At 54.3% G+C, this 24,386-nt stretch carries 26 protein-coding genes; 8 read left to right on the forward strand and 18 right to left on the reverse strand.

Going from position 1 to position 24,386, the window contains the following annotated elements:
- Nucleotides 1–24: 24 nt before the first annotated feature.
- The 7 genes from JWG43_RS01425 to tolQ form a co-directional block, all read right to left on the reverse strand.
- On the reverse strand, nucleotides 25–477 hold the full coding sequence (locus JWG43_RS01425; protein ID WP_205241027.1) for an SH3 domain-containing protein: 453 nt from the start codon (nucleotides 475–477) through the stop codon (nucleotides 25–27).
- Nucleotides 455–1,270 carry a TlyA family RNA methyltransferase gene (locus JWG43_RS01430; protein WP_205241028.1) on the reverse strand — a complete coding sequence of 272 codons (816 nt, stop codon included), beginning with the start codon at nucleotides 1,268–1,270 and terminating at the stop codon, nucleotides 455–457. Before JWG43_RS01430 ends, JWG43_RS01425 begins: the two co-directional genes overlap by 23 nt.
- A 2-nt stretch (nucleotides 1,271–1,272) precedes the next feature.
- On the reverse strand, nucleotides 1,273–2,346 hold the full coding sequence (locus JWG43_RS01435) for a tetratricopeptide repeat protein (protein WP_205241029.1): 1,074 nt from the start codon (nucleotides 2,344–2,346) through the stop codon (nucleotides 1,273–1,275).
- A 156-nt stretch (nucleotides 2,347–2,502) separates the two neighbouring features.
- Nucleotides 2,503–3,792 (reverse strand): beta-propeller domain-containing protein, encoded by a 1,290-nt coding sequence (locus tag JWG43_RS01440; RefSeq protein WP_205241030.1) that lies wholly within the window; start codon nucleotides 3,790–3,792, stop codon nucleotides 2,503–2,505.
- A 97-nt stretch (nucleotides 3,793–3,889) separates the two neighbouring features.
- Nucleotides 3,890–4,975, reverse strand: a complete 1,086-nt coding sequence (gene tolA, locus JWG43_RS01445; RefSeq protein ID WP_205241031.1) for a cell envelope integrity protein TolA — start codon at nucleotides 4,973–4,975, stop codon at nucleotides 3,890–3,892.
- 18 nt (nucleotides 4,976–4,993) lie between these two features.
- Nucleotides 4,994–5,416, reverse strand: coding sequence for a protein TolR (tolR, locus tag JWG43_RS01450; protein WP_205241032.1), 423 nt, complete (start codon nucleotides 5,414–5,416; stop codon nucleotides 4,994–4,996).
- A gap of 4 nt (nucleotides 5,417–5,420) precedes the next feature.
- Nucleotides 5,421–6,113: a protein TolQ gene (gene tolQ, locus JWG43_RS01455; RefSeq protein ID WP_205241033.1), complete on the reverse strand. Its 693-nt coding sequence runs from the start codon at nucleotides 6,111–6,113 to the stop codon at nucleotides 5,421–5,423.
- 285 nt (nucleotides 6,114–6,398) lie between these two features.
- On the opposite strand from tolQ, the gene JWG43_RS01460 reads away from it, so the two are divergent.
- A complete protein-coding gene (locus JWG43_RS01460) occupies nucleotides 6,399–7,322 on the forward strand; it encodes an NAD(P)/FAD-dependent oxidoreductase (RefSeq protein WP_205241034.1) in 924 nt (307 codons plus the stop codon).
- A 344-nt stretch (nucleotides 7,323–7,666) separates the two neighbouring features.
- On the opposite strand, the gene JWG43_RS01465 is transcribed toward JWG43_RS01460, so the two are convergent.
- Genes JWG43_RS01465 through JWG43_RS01475 form a run of 3 tightly spaced genes read right to left on the reverse strand, consistent with a single transcriptional unit; the run spans nucleotide 7,667 to nucleotide 10,007 of the window.
- Complete coding sequence (locus tag JWG43_RS01465; protein WP_205241035.1) at nucleotides 7,667–8,233, reverse strand: DarP family protein; 567 nt, start codon at nucleotides 8,231–8,233, stop codon at nucleotides 7,667–7,669.
- Between the two features lie 23 nt (nucleotides 8,234–8,256).
- Complete coding sequence (gene coaBC / locus JWG43_RS01470; RefSeq protein ID WP_205241036.1) at nucleotides 8,257–9,510, reverse strand: bifunctional phosphopantothenoylcysteine decarboxylase/phosphopantothenate--cysteine ligase CoaBC; 1,254 nt, start codon at nucleotides 9,508–9,510, stop codon at nucleotides 8,257–8,259.
- 11 nt (nucleotides 9,511–9,521) lie between these two features.
- Nucleotides 9,522–10,007 (reverse strand): hypothetical protein, encoded by a 486-nt coding sequence (locus tag JWG43_RS01475; RefSeq protein ID WP_205241037.1) that lies wholly within the window; start codon nucleotides 10,005–10,007, stop codon nucleotides 9,522–9,524.
- Between the two features lie 604 nt (nucleotides 10,008–10,611).
- Between JWG43_RS01475 and JWG43_RS01480 the strand changes: the two genes are divergently transcribed.
- From JWG43_RS01480 to JWG43_RS01490, 3 genes are read left to right on the forward strand one after another with little or no spacing between them, the layout of a single operon-like run.
- Entirely contained in the window at nucleotides 10,612–11,439 is an 828-nt protein-coding gene (locus JWG43_RS01480) for a TatD family hydrolase (RefSeq protein ID WP_205241038.1), read from the forward strand.
- On the forward strand, nucleotides 11,436–12,137 hold the full coding sequence (locus JWG43_RS01485; protein WP_205241039.1) for a YggS family pyridoxal phosphate-dependent enzyme: 702 nt from the start codon (nucleotides 11,436–11,438) through the stop codon (nucleotides 12,135–12,137). Before JWG43_RS01480 ends, JWG43_RS01485 begins: the two co-directional genes overlap by 4 nt.
- Nucleotides 12,134–13,444, forward strand: coding sequence for a UDP-glucose dehydrogenase family protein (locus JWG43_RS01490; RefSeq protein WP_205241040.1), 1,311 nt, complete (start codon nucleotides 12,134–12,136; stop codon nucleotides 13,442–13,444). Before JWG43_RS01485 ends, JWG43_RS01490 begins: the two co-directional genes overlap by 4 nt.
- 367 nt (nucleotides 13,445–13,811) lie before the next feature.
- Here JWG43_RS01490 and JWG43_RS01495 read toward each other — a convergent pair whose 3' ends face one another.
- Nucleotides 13,812–14,114, reverse strand: a complete 303-nt coding sequence (locus JWG43_RS01495) for a PxxKW family cysteine-rich protein (RefSeq protein ID WP_240193303.1) — start codon at nucleotides 14,112–14,114, stop codon at nucleotides 13,812–13,814.
- Nucleotides 14,115–14,250: 136 nt separating this feature from the next.
- On the opposite strand from JWG43_RS01495, the gene JWG43_RS01500 reads away from it, so the two are divergent.
- The 4 genes from JWG43_RS01500 (at nucleotide 14,251) to JWG43_RS01515 (ending at nucleotide 18,449) form a co-directional block, all read left to right on the forward strand.
- A complete protein-coding gene (locus tag JWG43_RS01500; protein ID WP_205241041.1) occupies nucleotides 14,251–15,456 on the forward strand; it encodes a type II secretion system F family protein in 1,206 nt (401 codons plus the stop codon).
- 31 nt (nucleotides 15,457–15,487) lie between these two features.
- Entirely contained in the window at nucleotides 15,488–16,792 is a 1,305-nt protein-coding gene (gene eno, locus JWG43_RS01505) for a phosphopyruvate hydratase (protein ID WP_205241042.1), read from the forward strand.
- An 81-nt stretch (nucleotides 16,793–16,873) separates the two neighbouring features.
- Nucleotides 16,874–17,161, forward strand: a complete 288-nt coding sequence (locus JWG43_RS01510; protein WP_205241043.1) for an integration host factor subunit alpha — start codon at nucleotides 16,874–16,876, stop codon at nucleotides 17,159–17,161.
- A gap of 319 nt (nucleotides 17,162–17,480) precedes the next feature.
- Nucleotides 17,481–18,449 (forward strand): ParB/RepB/Spo0J family partition protein, encoded by a 969-nt coding sequence (locus JWG43_RS01515; RefSeq protein WP_205241044.1) that lies wholly within the window; start codon nucleotides 17,481–17,483, stop codon nucleotides 18,447–18,449.
- 177 nt (nucleotides 18,450–18,626) lie between these two features.
- Here JWG43_RS01515 and ribD read toward each other — a convergent pair whose 3' ends face one another.
- The 7 genes from ribD to JWG43_RS01550 all read right to left on the reverse strand — a co-directional run bounded on the left by ribD (nucleotide 18,627) and on the right by JWG43_RS01550 (nucleotide 24,365).
- Complete coding sequence (gene ribD, locus JWG43_RS01520) at nucleotides 18,627–19,751, reverse strand: bifunctional diaminohydroxyphosphoribosylaminopyrimidine deaminase/5-amino-6-(5-phosphoribosylamino)uracil reductase RibD (protein WP_205241045.1); 1,125 nt, start codon at nucleotides 19,749–19,751, stop codon at nucleotides 18,627–18,629.
- A gap of 18 nt (nucleotides 19,752–19,769) precedes the next feature.
- Nucleotides 19,770–20,234: a transcriptional regulator NrdR gene (gene nrdR, locus JWG43_RS01525; protein WP_205241046.1), complete on the reverse strand. Its 465-nt coding sequence runs from the start codon at nucleotides 20,232–20,234 to the stop codon at nucleotides 19,770–19,772.
- Between the two features lie 172 nt (nucleotides 20,235–20,406).
- Nucleotides 20,407–20,832: a ribose 5-phosphate isomerase B gene (gene rpiB, locus JWG43_RS01530; RefSeq protein WP_205241047.1), complete on the reverse strand. Its 426-nt coding sequence runs from the start codon at nucleotides 20,830–20,832 to the stop codon at nucleotides 20,407–20,409.
- A gap of 23 nt (nucleotides 20,833–20,855) precedes the next feature.
- Nucleotides 20,856–22,094: a beta-ketoacyl-ACP synthase II gene (fabF, locus tag JWG43_RS01535; protein ID WP_205241048.1), complete on the reverse strand. Its 1,239-nt coding sequence runs from the start codon at nucleotides 22,092–22,094 to the stop codon at nucleotides 20,856–20,858.
- A gap of 15 nt (nucleotides 22,095–22,109) precedes the next feature.
- The gene (gene acpP / locus JWG43_RS01540) at nucleotides 22,110–22,343 is read right to left on the reverse strand and encodes an acyl carrier protein (RefSeq protein WP_205241049.1); all 234 of its coding nucleotides are present in this window, start codon (nucleotides 22,341–22,343) and stop codon (nucleotides 22,110–22,112) included.
- 85 nt (nucleotides 22,344–22,428) lie between these two features.
- Nucleotides 22,429–23,178, reverse strand: coding sequence for a 3-oxoacyl-ACP reductase FabG (fabG, locus tag JWG43_RS01545; RefSeq protein ID WP_205241050.1), 750 nt, complete (start codon nucleotides 23,176–23,178; stop codon nucleotides 22,429–22,431).
- A complete protein-coding gene (locus tag JWG43_RS01550) occupies nucleotides 23,175–24,365 on the reverse strand; it encodes an electron transfer flavoprotein subunit alpha (protein ID WP_205241051.1) in 1,191 nt (396 codons plus the stop codon). Before JWG43_RS01550 ends, fabG begins: the two co-directional genes overlap by 4 nt.
- Nucleotides 24,366–24,386 lie beyond the last annotated feature (21 nt).

The following is a 24,386-nucleotide window of genomic DNA, read 5'->3' on the forward strand; positions in this document are numbered from 1 at the left end:
CGGTTCCAAAAATTCCCGAAGGGATCAATTCGGCCAGACAAGATCCTTGTGCACCCAACCGGAGACCGCCGGATGGGAAACCCTGATCCAATCACCCTGTTGCTCGTGCCTGGCAAAAATGACATCACGGGAACCGGTGCCAACGATATCATGGTTCGTCCCGGGACCGCTGCGGATGTTGCAGACATTGACAGTGACAATGACATGGGGTGTCCTATTGACCACAGACTGATGAATCCATCCCTGGTCATTTTCATAGTCGGTCACCTTGAACCACTCCCCCTGCCGCTCGAGCACCCGCAGGGGAAACCCGGCGGGCAGCTGAAATAAAACGCTCGTATTCGTGCTTGGACCCGAGCGCAGATTGATGTTATCTCGGGCGACACTCAAGTATTCGGCCATACCCACACTGCTCAAACCAAGGACTATGGAAAAAACAGTTACCGGAATGATTTTAAAAAACCTCTGAAACATCATGACCTCCTTGTTTCTCTATTTCCGTCCTGATCCTCTCCACAGGAAAAAAACCGGACAACAACATAAAAAACTCCTGATTCCCTTTCATTCCTCGAACCGGAGAAGCAACGGTCCCCGCAGATTGCAAACCGAGATCCAAGGCGAAATCGCGTACCATGGCCAGTGCCAGCCGGTGGTGGGCATCGTCACTGACAACACCTCCCGGCATGATCTTGTCCCGTGGCAACTGAAACTGCGGCTTGACCAGCGCCAGAATACGCACCGAGGCGCGAAACAATCGCAGCAGCGGTGACAACAGCGGTTGCAGCGAAATGAAGGAGGCATCGATAACCGCCAGATCGATGGCCTCGGGAATATGCTCTCTGCTCAGATGCCGGGCATTGGTACGTTCAAGAACCACCACCCGCTCATCGCGACGCAGTTTCCAGTCAAGCAAACCATACCCCACATCAACACTGTAGACCCGGGTGGCACCGTAGCGTAGCAGGCAATCGGTGAACCCTCCGGTTGAGCTACCGATATCAACGCAGACACAGCCCTTTGGGTCTAGAGCTAATCTCTGCAGAGCGGCTTCGAGCTTATCGCCGCCCCGGCTGACAAAACGTTTTCCCGGCTTGACCGAGACCAGGCTGCCTGTGTGAACCAAGGTACCGGCCTTATCGCACATGTGACTGTCAACGAGTACACGACCGGCGCCGATCAGTCGTTCCGCCTGGGGAACATCTCTGGCTAGACCTCTGGCAACAAGCAACGCATCAAGCCGTGCTTTTTTACCGGCACCAGGCCCGCTCATACCTAGAGTTTGCTCAGGCGCTCCTGAGCCTGGGCAGCCTCGGGGCTGTTGCCGTGGTCATTGATCAATTTCCTGTAAATGATTTTCGCGGTTTCGTGGTCGGTTAATCTCTCAAAGGACATGCCCTGTTTTAACAAAGCCGTAGGCGTGAGTGCATTGGTGCTGTGATTGGAAATGACCTTCTGGTAGTCCAGAATAGCAAGGTCATACTCGCCCTGATTGAACAGACTCTCGCCCATGTAAAACAGGGTTTTCGCCGCTTCGGCGCTGCTGGGATTGGTCGTCAGGATCTGTTCAAACGAACTATAGGCCTCCTGGTACTTCTCTTCATTGAACTGGCTGAGAGCACGGGCAAAAGGATCCGTGGCAGGAGCGGGGGTGGGCGCAGCCGGCGCAGGTTCAGGGGCAGGGGCCGGTGCAGGCGGCGTACTGGGTTGCACCGCGACAGGCGACGGCTGTGTGGTTCGTTGCGGAGGCGCCGCTGCGGGGGCTGCGGTTACCGAGGGCGGAGCGACTCTGGTTTTACGGGTATCGGGAGTAACTTCCACCGGCCCGGCACTGGGGGATGCGGTGGTCGGAGCTGAGGCGGCCGCCCGCTGTCGAGCTGTTTCCGCCCGTTGCGCCGCTTCTCGTGCTCGTTGCTCCGCCTCATTGATCCGGGTCTGCTGGACTCTGGCAAAACTCTCCCCTATCTCGGCAATTCTTGCCTCCAAATCAAGAACTTTCTGATTCAGTTCCGCGTATTTCATTTCCTGGTCAGCCCGAAGCCCGTCGACAGTCGATCGCAGACCGGCAATATTTTCATTGGCCTGATCACGAAATTGTGCGGTCTGAGCCGCGTTCTCTTCGATGGCGGTCCTGATCCGCAAGGTCTCGTCCTCGACATGATCAATCTTGCTCACCGAACTTGCCTGCCGTCTTTGCATCTCATCAACGGTATTGAGTCTGATATTCTCCACTTTTTGATTGACGGCCCGAAGCTGCACTTGCAGCGTGCGTACCTCCTCCTGGGTTGCGCACTGGCTTAGCAGCAACAGTGAACAACCGGCCACGGCAATACTCATCACTTTTCTCATGTAGGTACACTCCATTTTAATCAAACAATGCCCGGATAAAACCGCGGCTCTCTTAGCCTGCCGTATCCCGGCCTGCTGATATGGTCCTCCCAGGATACTCCGATCACCCACCTGTCTTTGGGTGAACCATTCCTCCCAAAGACGGTACTCAGAGTATCACGGCAGCCGGGGGGACCATTGGGGATAGGATTGATTGCCTTGCACCCTGAACAGGACCCGAATATCCCGGCCATTTTTCCCGACCACGCAGATTTCAGACCTGCCGCCGATTTTTCGGGTCACGGCGAGCTGTCTTCCATCAGGGGACCAGGTTGGTGACTCAAAGTCACCTCGCCCGGATGTTACCTGCCGGACATTAGCGCCATTGCGATCGGAGATAAAGAGATGATATCTGCCATCCACCAGACCAGTGAAGGCAATTTCATCACCTTGCGGAGACCATGCCGGTTCACTGCTCTCGACAAGACCGTTTTGCAGTAAACGGGTCTGCCGGGTCTGCATATCCATAATATAGACCCTGGGCCGCCCGCTTCTGGTCCTGTCGGATGCAAAAGCCAGCATCCTTCCATCCGAAGTCAGGGATGGCGAAACATTGATTCCGGAGCGAGATGTCAAGCGCTCAAGGATCTTCCCCTGGCGATCGAGCAGATACAGGTCAGGGTTACCGTCCTGGCTCAGCGTGACCACCATGGTCTGCCCATCCGGCATAAAAGCCGGCGCCAGGTTCATTCCAGGTCGCCTGGAAAGAGAGGTGGTGGTGGCGCTTTGCCGCAGGTCGGTGATATACAGATCCTGGTTGCCGCGATGATAGGTTGAATAGGCCAGATACCGGCCATCGGGAGTGAAGCGGGGAGAAACGCAGAGGGCCCGGTGGCGGGTCACCTGCCGTGGATTCCGTCCGAGGATATCGGCAACATAGACCTCCTTATGCCCGGTTCCATCCGACACATAGGCAATGGAGGTCCGGGACACCCCCATTTCACCGGTGAAGTCTTCGATCAGATCGTCACAGAGCCGCAGCACCATATCGTCGAACTGGGCCTCAGTTCCACGATACCGGCGACCAGCCAGCATCTGGCCGGTGGCAACATCAAGAATCTGGCCTTCGATCATCACGCCGGCTGGATCGGGTTCGATCTTTCCCATTATCACATAATCAACCCCGAGCATTCTCCAACTGGCATCCCGGCGGCCACCGTAGCGTTCGGTATCAATGACATCAAGGAAACTGTGCAGTGCAAAACCCTGGGCTAACAAGCTCGCCGCGGCTGCCCCGTTTTGCTGTCCCGGGGCTGTGGTGAAATCAGGTACGGCCAGGACGATCTTGCGGATATCGGTGGCAGTTATATCAAAATAGAGACGTTCCGCCTGCAGCTCCTTGACTGGCAACAACAACAGCAGGCAGGTAATAGCTGTCCAAACAGGAATAAAAAACTTGGTATGCATAGTCAACCGATGGTTTTGGGGAGTGGTATCCAACAATATCATTGGATGCCGGTTGTGTTTGGCTCAAGGAAACACGTTTTTTTATATACACGATTCCTTATATATTGCCAAGTTCGCCCGGCTTGAAATTGAAACCCACTTCAATGCTGTCCTTGTGGAGCATTGAAGGGAACCGAGGCATAGGGGAGGCGTTGCGAATCGTTCTTTCTACCAACTGATCAAAGAGGGGATCCCTGGAGCGCTGATCAAACTGGATGCGCAGAACCTCGCCTTCCTTATTTATGGTGATGACCACCTGGGCGAGCAGGGCGGTATCCCAGCTGCGCATTTCCGGCAAGACCCAATAACTTCTGACCCGCTGGGCCACGGAGGACAGATATTGCTGCTCGACCATGGTCTGAGCCTGTTGCCGGCCGCTCCCGGGCCGATTGACGGCATCACGCACCGCCTGTGCTTCCCGATCGGCCGCGTTGCGGGCGGCCACTGCCGCGGCCGTGGCGGCCTCGGCTTCGGCACGTAAGCGTCTGAGTTCTTCCTCGGCTCGACGACGTTCTTCCTCGGCCTGGGCAGCGATTGCTCTCTGGCGCTCTACCTCCCGTTGTTCAGCCTGACGACGCTGCTCCACCTGACGACGCTGCTCCGCCTGTCGCTGTCGCTCCTCAATCCTTTGTGCCAGTTCACGTTCTTCCTGCTGCCGCTGCCTGGCCGCCTGTTCTCTTATTCTCTCTTCCTCCAGCCGAGTATCCTGCGCGACCCTGACTTTACGATTCGGCGCGACAAGGGAGACCGGCTCAGCCGTGGCAGCCGGTTCCGGAGGAACGGGAACAACTGCTGTCTCGGCAGGCACGGATACCGGAGTTGATTCGGGAGGTGGTGGCGGCTCAGGCGGTGCCACCGATTCAGAAGGCGGTTCGGGCGGCGGTGTATCTACGGGTTCAGCGGCCGGTGGAGCAGCAGACTCGGCTGGGGCGGCAGCCTCCGAAGAAACAAACTCTTCCGGCATCGAGACCAGACTGACAGCAACAATCTCGGTGGCAATTGTTCGGGTATCGAACAGGGAAGGCAGATAGATGGCGAGGACAAAAAGGCCGATATGCGCCCCCATGGCCAACAGTAAGGCCATACCCCAGCGCTTTTCATCGGCCTGCCGATGGAGGTGAAAATCGGTTTCAGAAAAAGACACAACCGGCTGCTCAACACTTTATTTTTCGGTTTCCGGTGGAATAGTAATCATCCCCAGTTTGTCGAAACCTGCTGCCTGGATGACAGCCATGGTGGATGTCACCTCTCCGTAGGGTATACTTTTATCCGCCCGCAGGAAAATACCTTCCCTTTTCCGTTCCTCGGCCATTTCGCTCAATTGCATGCGCAGAGACAAATGGGAAACCTTTTCATTTTTCAAATAAATTTCGCCATCCTTGTTAATGGTGACCACCAGCGGTTCCTCCTGCTGCGGTAACGCCTTGGTGGTGGCCTCGGGCAGTTCGATCTCCAAACCTTGTGTCATCATCGGCGCCGTGACCATGAAGATGATCAGCAGAACCAGCATGACATCGACAAACGGTGTCACGTTGATTTCAGCAAGGAACCCCCGCTTACCGTTTTTTGTTCCCATGGGTCCCATGTAATTATGTCCTGGTGAGAATATCTCTTTCGATCAGATTGATGAAATCCGAACTGAAACTGTCCATGCTGGATTCGAATTCGACAACTTTGCCGGAGTAGTGATTGTAAAAGATGACCGCGGGAATGGCAGCGGCGAGTCCGGCGGCAGTGACCACCAGTGCCTCGGAAATACCGGGAGCCACAACAGCCAGGGATGCGGATCCGCTGACGCCGATCCCCTGAAATGCGGTCATGATCCCCCATACCGTACCGAACAGGCCGATAAAAGGTGTAGTGCTGCCGGTGGTTGCCAGAAACGAGAGGGAACGCGCCAGCCGATCCGTTTCCAGAATCTGGGCTTTACGCACCGCCCGTTTGAGATTATCCGTGGTGGCCAGCTGCCCCTTGAGGGTGGTTGCCTGCTGCCCGACTCCACGGGCGGCGCTGATCTTTTTCAATTCACTGTAGCCGGAGACAAAAACCGCGGCCTCGGGACTCAAAGAATATTGCCTGGCCGCATCGTAGGCTTCATTGAGGGTCTTGCTGCTCCAGAACGCTTCCAGGAAATCGGAGGAGGCGTTGCGGGTCTTTTTAAACAGCAGATGTTTCATGAAAACAATGGACCAGGACGCGATGGAAAAAAGGAGCAGAGTGAGCATGACCAGCTTGACGACCAGACCGGCATGCGCCATCATTTCAAAAATAGATACCGACACGAAATTCCTTCCTGTTTAAAAGATTATACATTGCTCGACATGATCAAAGCGGCTGACCGGGCGGGTGGAGGAAAAATGCCTCCTGCATTCCGGATTTCCTTGAGGCGTGCAAGCTGGCCATGACTTGGCTCAGGCGATTTATAACAACTGTTAAGCATATCCGAAAACAATTATTCTGTCGACTGAGATCTGGAGATGGTGTACTAATCATTACATTCGGCGAAAATCCATCAAATCACCTGGTTAACCTATCCATCTCCTTTTTTTCTCTATCTGGAGGCAGGCATGTCAAAACAAATGTATGATGTGGTAATAATCGGCTCCGGTCCGGCCGGCATTCAGGCAGCCATCCATGCAGTCCGCAGAAAGACCGATGTCCTCATGCTGGGCCGCATCGAAAACTCGTCCCTCTATTGGGCACATGTGGAGAATTATGCCTTTATTCCTGGTATTTCGGAGGGAATGGATCTGCTGCGCACCGGTGTTGAACAGGCAAAAAGTTTCGGCGCGGAGGTCTCGCCGGAAGATGTCCTCAAGATCGTCTCGGAAAACGAATTGTTTCAGCTCGAACTGGAAAGTGGTCGCAGCATAACGACACGCTCCCTTGTCTTCAGCATGGGTGTTTCGAAAAAGAAGCTGGGTATTCCCGGCGAAAAAGACTTCATCGGTCGTGGGGTCAGTTACTGTGTTGACTGCGACGCCAATTTTTATCGGGGTGCAGTCGTTACGGTGACCGGAGACAGAAGCGCCGCAGTGGATGGTGCCCTGACTTTATTGGATTATGCAGCCAAAGTCTACCTGGTGTCGGCAAAGCTTAATGTTGCCAGGGAACTGATGGAGCGGCTCAAAGCAAGCAAGGTGGAGTGCATCGAAAGCTCGGTCAGAGAGGTCTGCGGAAAAAACATGGTCACCTCGATTCTACTGGAGAATGGAACGCGTCTTGAGAGCGAAGGATTATTCATCGAACTGGGCTCAAAAGGCGCGCTCGAACTTGCGACTCAGATCGGGGTGCAACTCGATAGCGAATCCTTGCAGTACATCGCTGTCAATCGGAAACAAGAGACAAATGTGGCCGGCATCTATGCTGCCGGTGATATTGTCGGCCCCCCATACCAAATGGCCAAGGCAGTGGGCGAAGGATGCATCGCTGGCATGGAGGCTGCTTCGTATGCCAGGAAAATGAAAAAAAGCGAGGACCTGGATTCGTAAGCGTTCGTCCGTGCGTCAGCTGTATTGTCTGTGACCGTGCGAGTACAGTAGACTTTATCGGACGGGTACGGGCAATGCAGATGGCGTGCGAACGGATACCCCGAAGGGCGGCTGGTGAAAATATTGTCAAGAATTCCTGAGCAATTATAAGATAAGTACAGTAAGATATATCCAAAACATGCGTCCAGCCGTCACGAATTGAGGGAGGAGTAAAAAGGTCTGCTCCACCACCCTGTATGCTTGGACGACCGGTCTGCCTGGTATTGGTTGACCAGCGCCCGGCGGCCTGTTTCTCCGCAAAAAAAACCTGCCCCGATAAATGGATCCTTGATCGAGTTCGATTATCAGGCACCCGGACCGAGTGCATGATTGTGTTGATTCCCCCCGGCAGGTTCTTTTTCCCCTCTTTTTTCAGCCCGTTGTTGATGATCCTGCGCTGCACGCAGTGAGCGAAAAATCTCCCGACTGTGGCGGGGGTTTCTGGTCCGGGCAAAGAGGTAGGCAAGTCGCGACAGGGCCCGGATGTCAATTGCGGGCAGATGCGTTTGGATCTCCTTCAGGGTGGCGCTGGTCCAATCCTCCTGCCACTCGGAGTGCTCGGCTTGACAGATCCGCATCTGCTCGATGGCTTCATCGATCAAGGTATCGCGATAGAACTCCAAGGCATGGAACTGCCTTTTTTCTTCCAGGGCTGTACCGCGATAGGCGCTGATGAAGGTATAGAGATCTTGCAGGGCCTGTTCGCGAAGGACCAGCTTGGTGACATAGCGTACTGATCGCTGACGTTCACTGCCCCGTAATGCACCGATTTCAATCAGGTGTTGTTGAATTTCGCTCGGGCAGGGCGCTTGATTGATGACCTGGGGGGGCAGGCTTGCCAGTTCACTGACAAGCTCCTGGACCTGCTTCATGCGCCTTTTTTGTTCCGATCGGCTTATGCGCATCCAGGATCCCGATTCCCGCTGGAGTACTCCTGAGGACTGACGGACACCGCGGGCAAGAGAGTGACAACGGCATCCCAGATCCGATGGGCAGTGGCTTCCTTGCTGAGCAGCGGCAACTCAACATGTCCCTTTCGATCAATGAGGATCACCTGATTGGTCTCGACCTCAAAGCCTGTCTGCGGTCCAAGGATATCGTTAACGACGATCAAATCGAGGTTTTTTTCCACCAGCTTGCGCCGTCCTTCGCTGGCATGCTCGCGGCTTTCCGCTGCAAAACCCACCAACAATTGGCGGGGAGGCCGTTTTCTTCCGAGTTCGGCAAGAATATCGATATTTTTCTCCAGATCAAGCTGCAGGCCCTGAGTCTTTTTTTTCAGTTTATGTTCGGAAAAGGCAATGGGCTTGAAATCCGCCACCGCCGCCGATTTAACAATGACATCCGCCCGCGGGGCACAGCCGAACACCGCCTGGGCCATTTCCTCGGCAGTCGACACTCTGATCACATCCACACCGGGCGGATTGGCAAGACTGACCGGACCGGTGATCAGGGTCACCTGCGCGCCTCGACGGCGCGCAGTCCGTGCCAGGGCAAACCCCATTTTGCCGCTGGACCGGTTACTGAGAAACCGGACCGGATCAAGTGGCTCCCGGGTCGGGCCGGCGGTGATCACAACCTGCCGGCCGCAAAGATCATCGGGCTGAAAAAGTGCCAGCAGGGTCTCACGGGTTGACTCCCAATCCGTCAGCCTGCCGTCGCCAATTTCACCGCAGGCCAGAGAGCCGCTGGTCGAGTGCACCACATGGTAGCCAAAACGACATACACGGCTGATGTTCTCCTGGACGGCCGGATGGGCAAGCATGGCCGAGTTCATTGCAGGACAGACAACAATCGGGATGCGGGCGGCAAGGGCCACCGTTGCCAGGAGATCTTCCGCTATGCCGGAAGCCAGGCGGGCAAGGGTCTGTGCAGTAGCCGGCGCGATGAGCATGGCATCCGCTTCCCGGGACAGATTGATATGAGCCATGATTCGTTCCGAATCAGTGTCGAACATATCAAGATGCACCGGATTACCGGAAAGCGCGGCAAAAGTCAGGCTGCTGACAAAACGTTCCGCAGCCGCGGTCATTATCACTGTGACCACCGCTTCTTCACGGACCAGTTCCCGGACCCATTCCGCCGCTTTATAGGCGGCAATGGATCCGGACACCCCGAAGAGAATTTTTTTGCCCTGCAGGCCGGCCATATTGCGCAGGATTACGGGTGAACAATTTCACCAAAGGGATTCATACCCATGGCCGCCGTTTGATCCATGGTAATGTACAGGGTCAATTCGGTTCTGCCGAGAAACCCATCGGTAATGAAAATCATACAGGTCTTGTTGGGTTTGACAAATGCCAGCATGATATCCTTGGACGTGGTTTCACCCGCTAACCTCCAATTGTTGCCCTGCATGGAGCTGATCATGAAATCTTTCAGGGAAAGGATTTCAACCCGGCCTCTGTATCTCCAGATCCCGCCGCGAAAGGATTCTGTTTTTATGCCGAGAGATCCTCTTCGATCCCATTTCAGCTCGGCAGGCATACTGATATCCGTGATGTCATCGGCAAAACCGGTCACCTGAGGCAGGCCACCGGAGACCTCAATGCTCTCTTTTGGTTTTGTCGCGGCACAACCGGCCAATGTCAGTGACAGCACCAGGCCAAGGAAGACCAACAGCTTGATTCCGTTATGCTCTTTCATTCGACGTATCCTCCTTATTTCATAAAAACAAGCAGCCCCTCTCTGCAAGTGGACTCTTGACAGTACGGTACTTTTCCATCACTATGGACGTTTATCTCGGGACTACCCGCAAGCGCCGCTCTACCAACCGACTCCTGAACTGAACCGAATGACCGTCAGCCGGTATTGCGGATTCTCCGTGTAAAGAGGAGGTCTGGCCCTGCTAATGGTCCCCGGTAAGCAAAGTCAACGCCAGAGGCGGCCTGGTCAATTGTCGATGGCTCAGATAACCAGTTGTAAAAAAATAAGGTTTCGATGTCAACAAACATTCTTTGCAATGATTGAGGATTTCTCCTATATGCGGTGGCACTGACCGGGTACTGCTTCTCCACGTGCTGCGGACAGCGAGCTGCAGCTCCAATACAACCCCTTGCAATTTCGGTCCCAAGCGATGCCCATCGAGAAACACCACTCTTTCTCTGACTCTTGGTTGTCCTGTGAAAATTAACCCACCATTTGAACTATATGCCTGCGGTTCCTTTTGCCAGCGCGCCTCGATTCAGAGTACAGTAGCAATAATTTTTGGCCAGTCACCAGGTAACAGATCTTCCATTGCGCACCTTCCATGAAAAAAACTTTCCCGATTCTTCCTGTCCTGCCTGACACAATCGAACTCATCGATACACACTGTCACCTTGACATGGATGCGTATCAAAATGACCTCGATATGGTCATCCAGAGGGCGACTGATCAGGGTGTCCGTCGCATTATCACCGTCGGCATCGACGCGGCCAGTTCAAGAAAAGCCGTGAGGCTTGCCGAACGTTACCCCGGCATCTATGCCACAATCGGCTTTCACCCGCATAACGCTCGCCAGGCAACCGATGCGGCGCTGCAGCAGCTGGCCCAGCTGGCTGAAAGCAGCTCCGTGGTCGGATACGGTGAAATCGGTCTTGATTATGTCAAGAATTATGCCCCACGTGATGTGCAGATCAACGCCTTCGAACGGCAGATCCATCTGGCCCGGGAACTTGATTTACCGGTGATCATCCATGACCGGGAAGCCCACGCCGACTGCCTTGCCCTGCTTCGTGCCTGCGGCCCTTTACCCAGAGGCGGGGTGATGCACTGTTTTTCCGGTGACCTTCAACTGGCCATGGCTGCGATTGATCTGGGCCTTTATCTTTCTATTCCCGGTGTCGTCACCTTCAACGGTGCCCGCATGCTCCACGAAGTTGTCCGCACCATTGATCTCCGCTATCTTCTCCTGGAAACCGACGGGCCTTTTCTGGCACCAGTCCCCAACCGGGGCAGACGCAACGAACCAAAACTGATGCTGTATACGGCACAAATGGTGGCCGAGCTCAAACAGCTTTCCCTGACGGAGGTCGCCCGCGCAACCACGGCCAATGCCCTGCGCCTCTTTCAATTGCCCCGGGAGTACCCTGTATGATCAACGACAACCTGACCATGCTCCGTGCCGCCATAACCCAGGCGGCCCTGCAGGCGGGACGAAACCCAGCGGATATCAAACTGGTGGCGGTGAGCAAACAGGTGTCCATTGAAGGAATCCGCCGGGCCATTGCCTGCGGCCAGACCTTGTTTGGAGAAAACTATCTCCAGGAAGCCGTTGCGAAGATACCACACTGCCTGGGAGTGACCGGTTGGCATTTCATCGGCCACCTGCAAAGCAACAAGGTTGCCCAGGTGGCCAGGTTCTTTGATATGGTTGAAACCGTTGATCGGCTGAAAATTGCCATCGCGCTTGACAAGCAGGTACATTTGCTCAATAAGAACCTCTCGATTCTTATTCAGATCAATGTTGGCGGGGAAAAACAGAAATCCGGCATCTCGTGCGACGATGCTGAAAACCTCCTGCGACAAATCAGGGAGAAAACGGATCTGCCTGTACGGGGCCTGATGACCATTCCCCCCTTTTCTCCCGACCCTGAACACAGTAGGCCATATTATCGAGCAGTACGAGATCTCGCCCGACGGTTCGCCGACCGGCAGCTCTTTTCAGATAACACCAACGTCGAACTTTCCATGGGCATGTCCGGTGACTTTCCGGTGGCAATTGAGGAAGGGGCGACCATCATCCGGGTCGGAACTGCATTGTTCGGCACCAGACAACTTAAGGAGATGCAATGAACATAACCATGATCGGCACCGGCTATGTCGGCCTGGTGACCGGAACCTGCTTTGCTGAATTCGGCCACTTTGTCACCTGCGTTGATACCAATACAGAAAAAATTGCCGCTCTGCAAAAGGGAGTAATTCCCATCTATGAACCTGGGCTGGATGTGCTGGTACAGAAAAATACCACTGAAGGCAGGTTACAATTCACCAACGACATGGCTCAGGCTGTCCCCGAAGCGGAAGCGGTCTTCATTGCCGTCGGGACCCCAAGCTCACGCAGGGGTGATGGGTATGCCGACCTCTCCTATATCTTTGCGGCCGCCAGAGAGATCGCTGGTCACCTTCGGGGATATACCGTGGTCATCGACAAAAGCACGGTGCCGGTGGGAACAGCCAGACAGGTGGACAGGATTATCCGCGAGGTGAACCCACAGGCAGATTTTGATGTTGCCTCCAATCCGGAATTCCTTCGGGAAGGAGCGGCCATCAATGATTTCATGCGACCGGACAGAGTAGTTATCGGTGTTGCCTCCACCAAAGCAGAACAGGTCCTCAGGGAAATATACAACCCCCTCTATCTCCGTGATACACCAATAGTCAGCACCACCATCGAAACTGCTGAACTGACCAAGTACGCAGCCAATGCCTTTCTGGCGGTGAAGATCAGTTTCATCAACGAAATCGCCTGCGTCTGCGAATCAGTCAATGCCAATGTCATTGACCTGGCCAAGGCTATCGGCATGGATGGACGAATTGGCAGTAAATTCCTTCACCCGGGCCCGGGGTACGGCGGGTCCTGTTTCCCCAAGGATACCCTGGCACTGATGCGCATCGTGCAGGAACATGGAGAAAATGTTCGGGTGGTTGAAGCTGCTGTGGAGGTCAATGCAGCCCAGAAAGCACGGATGGTGAAAAAAATCCGCGAAATGCTCGGAGGTTCGGAAACAGGCAAGACCATAGCCGTTCTCGGCCTGACCTTCAAACCGGAAACAGACGACATGCGGGATGCACCATCAGCCACCATTCTGCCGGCACTCATGGAAAAAGGGGCCAGAATCAGGGCCCATGACCCCAAAGGTATGCACGAGGCCCGAGAGTACCTGCCCAAAGGTATCGAATATACTGAAAATGCCTACCAGGCCGCGGAAGGTGCCGACTGTCTTGTTTTGATGACGGAATGGAACCAGTACCGGGCTCTTGATCTCGAGCAATTGAAACAGAAGCTCAACGACCCGGTGTTCATCGATCTGCGTAATGTCTACGACCCGGAAACAATGCGGGCAGCAGGATTCCGCTACACCGGTGTCGGCAGGAAATAACCACCCATGGATACTCCTGAATCCATGACGGCTAAACGCTTGTTATGATCATATAATAACCTTCACTAGCCGCCCTTCCGGGCTTCCGTCCGCACGTCAGCTCCATTACCCGTAACCGTCCGATAAAGTGTCCATTAATCGAACGGTCACAGACAACAAAGCTGACGCGCGGACGATCGCTCTCGGATCCAGGATACTGTGTCCCCTCCAGTCTCAGGCGACCGGAGGGGTACAAGGTCGGATAGATCCCATATCTTCGGGAGATAAACAGTCTGGCGGTAGAGGAAAGCGATGTTGAAACGGCTGTGAGGATAGAGTTGCGGCCGCCTTGCACGACCGCAGCAAAGTTCAGATGCTGTACAAGAATTTATTTACGGCGTGAGGCACGTTTCGCCGCTTTAAGCGGATTGACCCGGATCTTGACCAAATTCACTTCCGGTTTGGCGTGGGTGGCGAAATTGCACAACCCGATTCGCCATTTTGCCGCGGGATTGAGATAGGTGTTGCAGTATTTGGCGCCCTCCGTTTCGACGATGCGCTCACATCCTTCACACTGGTCGATTACCGGCAGAAAAGAGCCATCGCCGAACTTTGCCACATCATTTGTTTGCATATTGGCAACTCCTGAAAAAATATAAACTTTTTCTTGAATCAGAAAAAATTCTTCCATACAATAAAAACAGATTGGGTCGCAAGACCCCTGTTCCCGGAAAAAATTATTTTTATAAAGGCAATTGTCTCATCTGTCAAGTTCTTATCACAGTTTCATTCTTTAAAAACTCAAGAGATTGCCTGGAGAGTTCTGCATGCCGATCTATGTCTGGAAAGGGAAAAACAGTTATGGTGAAAAACGCAAAGGTGAAATCGAGGCTGTCGATGAGGCCGGAGCCAGGGCACAACTCAGACGTTTACGGATTGAAAACCCGACCATCAAAGAAAAACCCAAAGACCTCTTTGAAAACATAAACCTCTTCAAACCCAAGGTCTCAGGCAAGGATCTGGTCATCTTTACCAGGCAGTTGTCCACCATGATCGATGCCGGACTTCCCTTGGTGCAGTGCCTGCAGATTCTGGGAAAACAGCAGGCCAATCCAACCTTTCGCAAGGTGCTCACTACTATCCAGAATGACGTGGAAACCGGCACGACCCTGGCCGATTCGATGCGGAAACATCCCGCCGTTTTTGACAGCCTGTACGCCAACATGATCGAGGCCGGCGAGTTAGGCGGTATCCTGGACACCATCCTTTCCCGATTGGCCGTTTTCAAGGAAAAAGCCATGGCATTGCAGAAAAAAATCAAAGGGGCCATGACCTACCCCGTTATCTGCCTGGCGATTTCTATTTTAATTCTCATTGTTATCCTGGTCTTTGTTATCCCGGTCTTTGTCGAGATGTTCGCCAGCATGGATGCGGCCCTGCCAGCTGTCACCCTGCTGGTGGTCAACATGAGCGAATTCGTGCAGAATAATATTATTTACATGGTGATCTTCGCCATCCTCCTCTTTTATGGATTTAAAAAATTGTACAACACGGAAAAAGGCCGGCTGCGTATCGACGCCATGACCCTCAAGGCCCCGGTGATCGGCCAACTGACCAGAAAAGTAGCTGTATCCAAATTTACCCGGACCTTGAGCACCATGCTCCAGAGTGGTGTACCGATTCTCGATGCCCTCAATGTCGTGGCCAGGACCTCGGGGAACAAGATCATCGAGCGTGCTGTTTTCCGTGTTTCCGAAAGCATCGCCGAAGGTCGCCCTATCGCCGAACCACTGGAGGAAACCGGTGTTTTTCCCAACATGGTGGTGCAGATGATCAATGTTGGTGAATCGGTGGGCGCACTGGATACCATGCTGGAAAAAATCGCCGATTTCTATGATGAAGAGGTCGATCAGGCTGTTGCCAACCTGACGGCCATGATCGAACCCTTCATGATGGTTTTTCTTGGTGGCATGATTGGTGGACTTGTAGTAGCAATGTATCTGCCGATCTTCCAGATGGCTGGAAACATCTGATCCCCCAAAAAGCACAGGAGCGTACAGCGTTATGAGCGAAATTACCGGTATACTGGCCCGAGAAATACTTGATTCAAGAGGCAATCCCACCGTGGAAGTCGAGGTCTGTCTCGAAACAGGGGTCAAGGCACAGGCTGCAGTCCCCTCCGGCGCATCGACCGGAACCAGAGAGGCTTTGGAAATGCGGGATGGAGATGCCGGCCGGTATGGCGGCAAGGGTGTCCGCCGGGCGGTGGACAATGTCAACGAGACCATCGCCCCGGCTCTGCTCGGCTTCGAATCCTCGGAACAGGTGGTGATCGACAACGCCATGCTGGAACTTGACGGCACCGTCAACAAAGAACAGCTTGGGGCCAACGCTATTCTCGGTGTCTCCATGGCCGTTGCCAAAGCCACGGCCATGGAACTGGATCTGCCGCTGTACCAGTACCTGGGCGGGGTGAACGCCAAAACCCTCCCCGTACCCATGATGAACATCTTGAACGGCGGTGCCCATGCCGACAACAACGTCGATATACAGGAGTTCATGATCCTTCCCGCCGGCGCACCATCGTTTGCAGAGGCTCTGCGCATGGGCACCGAGACCTTCCATGCCTTGAAATCAGTGCTGAAAAAACGAGGCCTGCAGACCGCCGGCGGCGATGAGGGCGGATTTGCCCCTAACCTACGTTCCAATGAAGAGGCAATGGAGGCAATCCTGGAAGGCATTGTCCAGGCCGGCTATTCGCCTGGACAAGATATCTTCATCGGTATTGATGCGGCGGCCAGTGAATTTTATTCTTCCCAGGACAACGTCTATATCCTGGGAGCGGAGAAAAGCCCGAAAAAATCAGCCGCGGAAATGATCACTTTTTATACTGACTGGGTCAACAAATACCCGCTGATCACCATCGAAGACGGGCTGGATGAATCCGACTGGTCGGGATGGCAGGAACTGACCAAAGCGCTGGGCGAAAAAATCCAGCTGGTGGGCGACGATATTTTCGTCACCAATACCAGCATACTGCGCAAAGGCATTAAGGACGCCATTGCCAACTCGATCCTCATCAAGCTCAACCAGATCGGTACGGTCACGGAAACCATCGATGCTGTGGAAATGGCTCATAGGGCTTCATACACCGCGGTCATCTCGCATCGCTCCGGTGAAACCGAGGACGCGACCATCGCCGACCTGGCGGTGGCCCTGAATACCGGACAAATTAAAACCGGTGCACCGTCACGAAGCGATCGGGTTGCCAAATACAATCAATTATTACGCATCGAAGCTGAACTGGGTCCAGCCGCTCGCTTTGCCGGCACGGATGCCTTTTTCTTTCTTCCTAAAACAGCGTCTTGACAAGCAACCGTATTTGTTCCTATTATACGCCTTGAAAAGACGAACCACAGTCCCTTAACGTGGCACCAAGGAGAAAGCATCATGACGCTGACCAAGGCAGATCTCGTGCAGCAGGTCTACAAGACCCATCCCAATCTGACTAAATCACAATCCACCGAGTCAGTGGAAACCTTTTTATCGTTATCCAAAGAGTCTCTGATCATGGGAGAAGACCTGCTGCTCAGCGGATTTGGGAAATTCAATGTCAAGGATAAAAAATCCCGTCGGGGCAGAAACCCGCAAACCGGCAGCGAACTGACCCTTGACGCCAGACGGGTGGTCACTTTCAAGCCATCGGGGATTCTCCGTTCCCGTATCAACTCGGACTGAATCAAGCTTACCTGTCACCAGCGGTCCATCGCGCGGACTATCAGGCTGCTGTGCCCAGGATATGTCCCAGGATCCGTGAGCGTTCGTCCGCCCGGGCAACAAAGTTGACGTGCGGACGAACGCCCCGAAAGGTGGCTGATGAAGGTTAGCCTCAAGGGAGCTGCTGTAATTATATTATAATTGCAGCAAGATATATCAACAACAAGAGTCCAGCCTGCACGGATCAAGGGTACAGAGCACTTCAACCCTTCGTGTGTACCCGGTCACCGGGGACACCTGAGCCTGCCTTGATAACCTCTTTTTCGGCCACAGCCCCCTCATGTTTCTTTTTCCCGTGGAACCGCCGCAGTACTGCTTCCGCACCATCAATTTACATTCGGTCGATTTTCCGGACAGTTTTCTTCGTGACCTCCACGATGGCCACATTGAAGAACCAGTGCTTGATTCTATCCGTGTCCTCGGACAGCTCCATCCTCTGCCCGTCCATGAGCAGGCCAACGGTTCCTATCATTTGCTGGGGGGCTATGCTTCTTTTATTGTCCTCAAGAACCTTGGCCTGGAAACATGCTTCGCCCAGATTCTGCCCGACTCCACACCACCGTTCACCTTGTGCGCTGTTCAAATCCTTCATGACCTGCCAGCCTGTCGGGCCAACCTCATTCTCCAGGCCTATATCCTCCGCCAGGCGCATCAATACCTGACCAGGAACGAGCTGTCATCCATACTCGCCCTGCTGGGATATCGCCTGAACAGTCCTAAGGTCAGCGACATCACAGGCCTTCTCAATCTTGATTTTGAAGCAGTCCGTGGCCTGTACCGGGGTCTTCTTTCCCTTAAGACAGGAAAGCAACTGGCCAGGCATTCCCGGGAGGATCAGCGCTGCATGGTCCACCTGATCACCACCTACCGGCTCGGCGGTTCAAAGCAGCAGAAACTGATTGAGCTGCTCACGGAATTATCCTTGCGTGACCATTGTTCGGCAAGGCACTTCATCGACGAATGGCGCGAGAGCTGTCAGGTGGTGTCCGAGAACATGCCGCAGCAGATACAGAATTTGTTGGCGTTTCTGTCTGCCAGAAGCGCTCCGGCCAGCACCAGGGCAAAGGAAGACTTTGAGCAATTGGTCCACCAGCTGCGGCCGCCGAACGGCATGACCATTGACCACAGCCTCTCTTTTGAAGACGAGCGGCTGGTTGTCCACCTCGACTTTGCCGACAAGGAAGCGTTGCTGGAAAAATGGGAACAGCTCAAGGAGATCATGGCCGGGGTATACATAAAAGGTAGGTAGTGCCTGACCAGCCGTCACGGATTCAGGGAGGTGTGTGGGCGAAGGGAACCGCGATAGAGAGGTTCTGTTTCGATGAGTACATGTACAGCGCAGCAAGGATGCAGGGAACAGAGCCGATTTTGGAAGCCACTGATGAGCAGGGCTTTGATGTCCCAGGTGGTTTGCAAGAACCCCTGGTTAGCAGACGATACGAAACTCCGGTCGAATCAGGCCACGGACAAGGATATCATCTCCCAGGGTTTGAACAGTGGGATGACTGAAGATGGTGGTTGCCGGTCGACGTTCGAGATGAAAACCTTCGACCAGAGGTGTGCCCAGATCGCCGATGATAAAGGGGGCGTACAACAGCAGTAATTCATCGACCAATCCTTGCCCCCAGACAGCTCCGTGAACTCTGGCCCCACCCTCGACCAGAACAGAGGTGCAATCATTTTCACCCAGGAAACGAAACACGGCCATAAGATCGAGCCGTTGTGTCATATCCACGGGTATGCGCACAACCCGGGCCCCACTATCGTTGAGCTGGGCTTCCTTCTCGCGGCATGCGGTTTCGCTGCAGAACACCCAGGTTTGCGCCGCCGAGTCCTGCCTCAGCATGTGCGCATTCGGCGGCAACCGTAAGCTGCCATCGAGAATAACCCGCAGAGGGTCCCTGGTATCCACAGAACCGATTAACCTGGTGGTGAGGCTGGGGTCATCGATGAGGGCTGTATCCACGCCGATGAGTATGGCATCGGTTTGATTGCGCAAACGGTGCACATATTCCTTTGCCTGTGGCCCGGTCAGCGGTTCGCCCTGCCCCCGCCTGCGGGTTATTCTACCATCAAGGCTCAACCCCGCCTTCATGACGATCCATGGCAGCCCGGTGCCGCTATGCTTGATAAAAGGATGATTCAAGGCCCGGCACTGCTCTTCCAGCACACCGGATCGGACTTCGATCCCCTGCTGATGGAGAAATTTCGCCCCGCCTCCTCTCACTCTCGGATTGGGATCCTCCATGCCGATAACGACCGTGGCAAGGCCTGAAGCGAGAATTGCCTCGGTGCAGGGAGGGGTCCGACCGCGATGACGACAGGGTTCCAGGGTGACATACAAAACACCACCACGAGCCCGTTGGCCGGCATCGGCAATGGCATGAATCTCTGCATGGGGCGAACCAGCCTTTTGGTGATAGCCCCGGCCAACCACTTCACCCTGTTGAACGATAACCGCTCCCACAGACGGGTTGGGAGACGTTCGACCCAAGCCTTTTTCCGCCTCAAGCAGGGCCAGATGCATGTACCGGCTATCCTGATTTTCCATCCAAGTCACCTGCCGTTATCAGTGTTTTCCCTGTTCGCCGAGGAAAAGTTTCAACTCTTCCATGAACTCATTGACATCTCTGAATTGCCGATACACTGAAGCGAAACGGACATACGCGACCTCGTTCAGATTGGGCAGAGACTCCATGACCCACTCGCCGATCTGCCGGGTGGAGATCTCTTTGCCGCCATAATCCTGGAGCTTCTGTTCAATGGCATCGACAAAAGTATCGATGTCGGCCATGCTCACCGCCAGTTTTTCACAGGCTTTTTCCAGACCCGCGACGATCTTGCCCCGATCCCAGGGTTCTCTTCTGCCATCTTTTTTGATCAGCATCGGCAACATTAATTCAATCCGCTCATACGTGGTGAATCGTTGCTGACATGAAGTACATTCACGACGACGTCTGGTGATGGTTTTGTCCTTGTTGATTCTGGAATCAATGACCTTGCTGTCAAGATGACCGCAATAGGGACACTTCATGAAGACTCCTTACACCTGTGAAATGCAGCTGGAGACGATACTTCTCTACACGTTTCTGCACGGTAGATGTGCTGGTTGGGCATGAAACGCTCTCGGGTCCAGGAAATAAAAAAAACCGGCAGCCATGATCAGCGTGCCGGTGGTAAAGAGGTCGGAACCGAGTGCGTACGGGTTACCCCATCAAGGCGATCCTGCGCTGATGACGGCCACCAGTAAAAGCGGTTTCGACCCAGATCCCGACTATGTCCAAGGCAAGGGAGACCCCAAGGACCCTCCCTCCCAGACAGAGAACATTGGCATTATTGTGCTCCCGACTCATCCGGGCGGTGAAGGCCTCGTGGCAAAGGGCAGCCCGAATATGGCGATGACGATTGGCTGCCATGGACATACCAATACCGGTGCCACAGATCAAGATACCGGCATCTGAGCGACCGGCAAGAATCTCGGCACAGACCTGATTGGCAAAATCCGGATAATCCACCGAATCTTCCGAGTGACATCCGACATCGTTGACCAGGTGTCCATGGTTGCTCAAAAAGGCGATGATTTCTCTTTTCAGGGCAATTCCACCGTGGTCACAGCCTATGGCAATATGCATTACTTTTTACCAGCGCAGGGTTTTCAGGTAAACCGGCGGAGAATGATCACCCCGTTGGTCCCCCCAAAACCAAACGAATTCGACATGGCCACGTTGACCTTCTGCGAACGGGCTACATTGGGTACGTAGTCAAGATCACATGACGGGTCCGGAGTCTGCAGGTTGATTGTGGGTGGAATGGCACCATGATGAATGGTCAAAGCTGTAAAAGCGGCCTCGATCCCACCTGCTGCACCCAACATATGCCCGGTCATGGATTTGGTGGAACTGATGGCCAGTTGACCGGCATGGGCACCGAAAACCGTTTTTATCGCCTGGGTCTCACATTTATCATTGAGAGGCGTTGACGTACCATGCGCATTGATATAATCGACGTCCTCCGGGTTGAGTTCCGCATCTCTCAGGGCTGCGGCCATGCAACGGGCGGCACCTTCTCCATCCTCGGGAGGTGCGGCAATATGGTAGGCGTCACTGGTCTGACCATAACCGATTATTTCGGCGTAGATGGTAGCCCCTCTTTTTCTGGCCGCCTCCATTTCCTCGAGAACCAGCATTCCAGCCCCCTCGGAAATAACAAATCCGTCCCGGTCCAGGTCAAAGGGTCGCGAAGCTGCCAATGGTTCGTCATTCCGTGTTGACAGGGCCTTCATCGCACTGAATCCGCCAACGGCCAGGGGACAGATAACCGATTCGGCCCCTCCGGTTATGACCGCGTCACAATCCCCGTAGGCGATATGACGAAAGGCCTCGCCCACGGCATGGGTACCGGCGGCGCAGGCCGTTGTCTGGGTTAAATTAGGCCCCTTGCAGCCGATCCACATGGAGATGTGCCCCGAAGCCATGTTGGGAATGACCCTGGGAATAAAAAACGGGGTGATCTTCCGTGGTCCTCGATTGACGAGAACAGTATGATATTCTTCAATGGTGGGCAGCCCGCCCATACCACAGCCGGTAATGACACCGACCCGGTGGACATTGGCATCGGTGATCGACAGGCCGCTGTTTTTCCAGGCGATGTCAGCGGCGGCAACAGCGTACTGAACAAAGGCATCGAGGTTTTTTGCCTGTTTTTTCTCGAACCAGGCCTCGACCTCAAAGTCCTTGACCTCGGCGGCAATCCGCGAGGCCTGGTCAGAGGCATCAAAGCGGGTAATAGGTCCAACCCCGCTTCGTCCATTGATCAGAGCGTCCCACGTTTGTTCGGTCCCGGTTCCCAACGGGGTGACCAGTCCTACTCCTGTAACAACGACCCGTCGCTTCACTTGCCCTGCCTCGTCCTATCCTTGAATTTTTGCAACGTAGTCGATGGCATTCTGTACGGTGAGAATCTTTTCCGCCTCTTCGTCCGGAATCTCGACATCGAATTCCTCTTCCATGGCCATGATCAGCTCGACCAGATCAAGGGAATCGGCCCCCAGGTCATCGACAAACGATGCTCCGGGAACAACCTTGTCCCGATCAACACTGAGCTGTTCAACTATAATATCGATCATTTTTGCTTCGACTGCCATTGGTATTCTCCTCAAAATAAGCTTGTTGATTTTTTTTATGTGGTATCAGACGATGTCCATGATCCTGGATATCGCTCTTTAGATTTCAATGTCCCATATACATCCCGCCATTGACATGCAGGGTCTGACCGGTAATGTAATTACCGTCAGGTGATGCCAGGAACCCCACCGATGCAGCAACATCTTCAGGTGTTCCCAGTGTTCCCAGAGGAATCTGTGCCTTGAGCGCCTCCTGGGCGTCTTCGGGAAGTCCATCGGTCATATCGGTGATGATATACCCGGGTGCGACACAGTTCACAGTGATATTTCGACCGGCCAGTTCCCTGGCCATGGATTTGGTCAGGCCGCTCAGGCCGGCCTTGGCGGCACCATAATTGACCTGGCCGCCGTTGCCGACAAAACCGACGACGGAAGAGACATTGATGATCCTTCCCCGCCTGTTTTTCATCATGGTTTTCATCACGGCCTTGCTGCAGAGAAAAGCGCCCTTGAGGTTTGTATCGAGCACGCTGTCCCAGTCCTCTTCCTTCATGCGCGCCATCAGGCCATCACGGGTGATTCCTGCATTATTGACAAGAATATCAATACGGCCATGGGAGGCAATAATTTCCTTGATCTGCTCCTGAACAGCCTGAGCATCGGCCACATCGAAACGGACCGTAAAACCCTTGCCACCCTGCTCCTGTATTTGTCGAAGCGTTTCCTCGGCTGCGGCAGGGTTGGCGACATAATTTATGCCGACCTCGGCTCCCATGGAGGCCAGCCGAACGCAGATGGCCCGGCCTATCCCCCGGCTGCCGCCGGTCACCAGGGCTATGGTCTTGTCCAAAATCATTTTTTGACCTCCCGTAACCGTTTGATCAACTCAGGGATAACCTCGTACAGGTCACCCACCACACCATACGTGGCTATATTGAAAATCGGTGCATTCTGATCGCGATTGATGGCCACAATGGTCTCCGCGGACTGCATGCCTACTGCATGCTGCACAGCACCGGAAATGCCACAGGCAATGTAGAGCTTGGGAGCAACAGTTTTACCAGTCTGCCCGACCTGGTGGGGATACGGTATCCAGCCGGAGTCAACCGCAGCCCGGGAAGCAGCGACCGCACCGCCGAGTTCATCGGCCAATTCGCGGATCAGGGCAAAACCTTTTTCCGAATCAAGCCCCCGGCCGCCGGCAACCAGCGTCTCCATCTCCTGTATGTTCACCTGATCTTCGGTATTGTGGACCGATTCCAGCACCTCGACCCTGGATTGCAGAATCTCTTCGGCCAGTTCAAGCCGAATGATGGATCCGCTGCGTGAGGGGTCCGGTTGCGCCGGCGCCATCACTTTTGGCCGGACGGTCGCCATCTGCGGTCTGGTATGGGGGCACTCAATGGTTGCCATGATGTTGCCGCCGAAGGCGGGACGGGTCTGCAACAGCATACCGTCCGACTCTCTGATTTCCAGCCGGGTGCAATCTGCGGTCAGACCGGCATCGATGACTGTAGCCACATAGGGAACAACGGAACGCCCCATGGCTGTTGCGCCGGCAAGGACCACCTCGGGTTTCTGTGCGCGGATCACCTGTGCCAGTACAGCGGCATGGACATCCTCGTGAAACTGTTCCAGCACAGGACTTTCAGCGAGATAAACGATATCCGCTCCGGAAGCGATGAGAGAATCGGCATGCCGGCTGACATCTCCTCCGGCGATCACGACCGAGAGCTGTACTCCCCGTTGGTCGGCAAGCCTCCTGCCGACCCCAAGCAATTCATAACTGACCGGAGCAACGATCCCGCGTCGGTACTCGGCAAAGACAAGAATTCCGGCATATTCATCAAGACCCTCCTGGATTCTTCTCTCTGCGACTTCAATACGCAACGCGTCATCAGGGCAGTTTTCGACACAGGCTCCGCAAAGGGTGCAGGCCTCATTGACAACGGCAAGGTCATCGGTAACCACAATAGCGGCAAAAGCACAGCTCGCCTCACAGAGACCGCAGCCGGAGCATTTTTCCTTATCGATTATAAGCATGGGAATAGATACTATTAAGGA

It is taken from the genome of Desulfobulbus alkaliphilus (genome assembly GCF_016918545.1).
Classification (GTDB): Bacteria; Desulfobacterota; Desulfobulbia; order Desulfobulbales; family Desulfobulbaceae; genus Desulfobulbus; species Desulfobulbus alkaliphilus.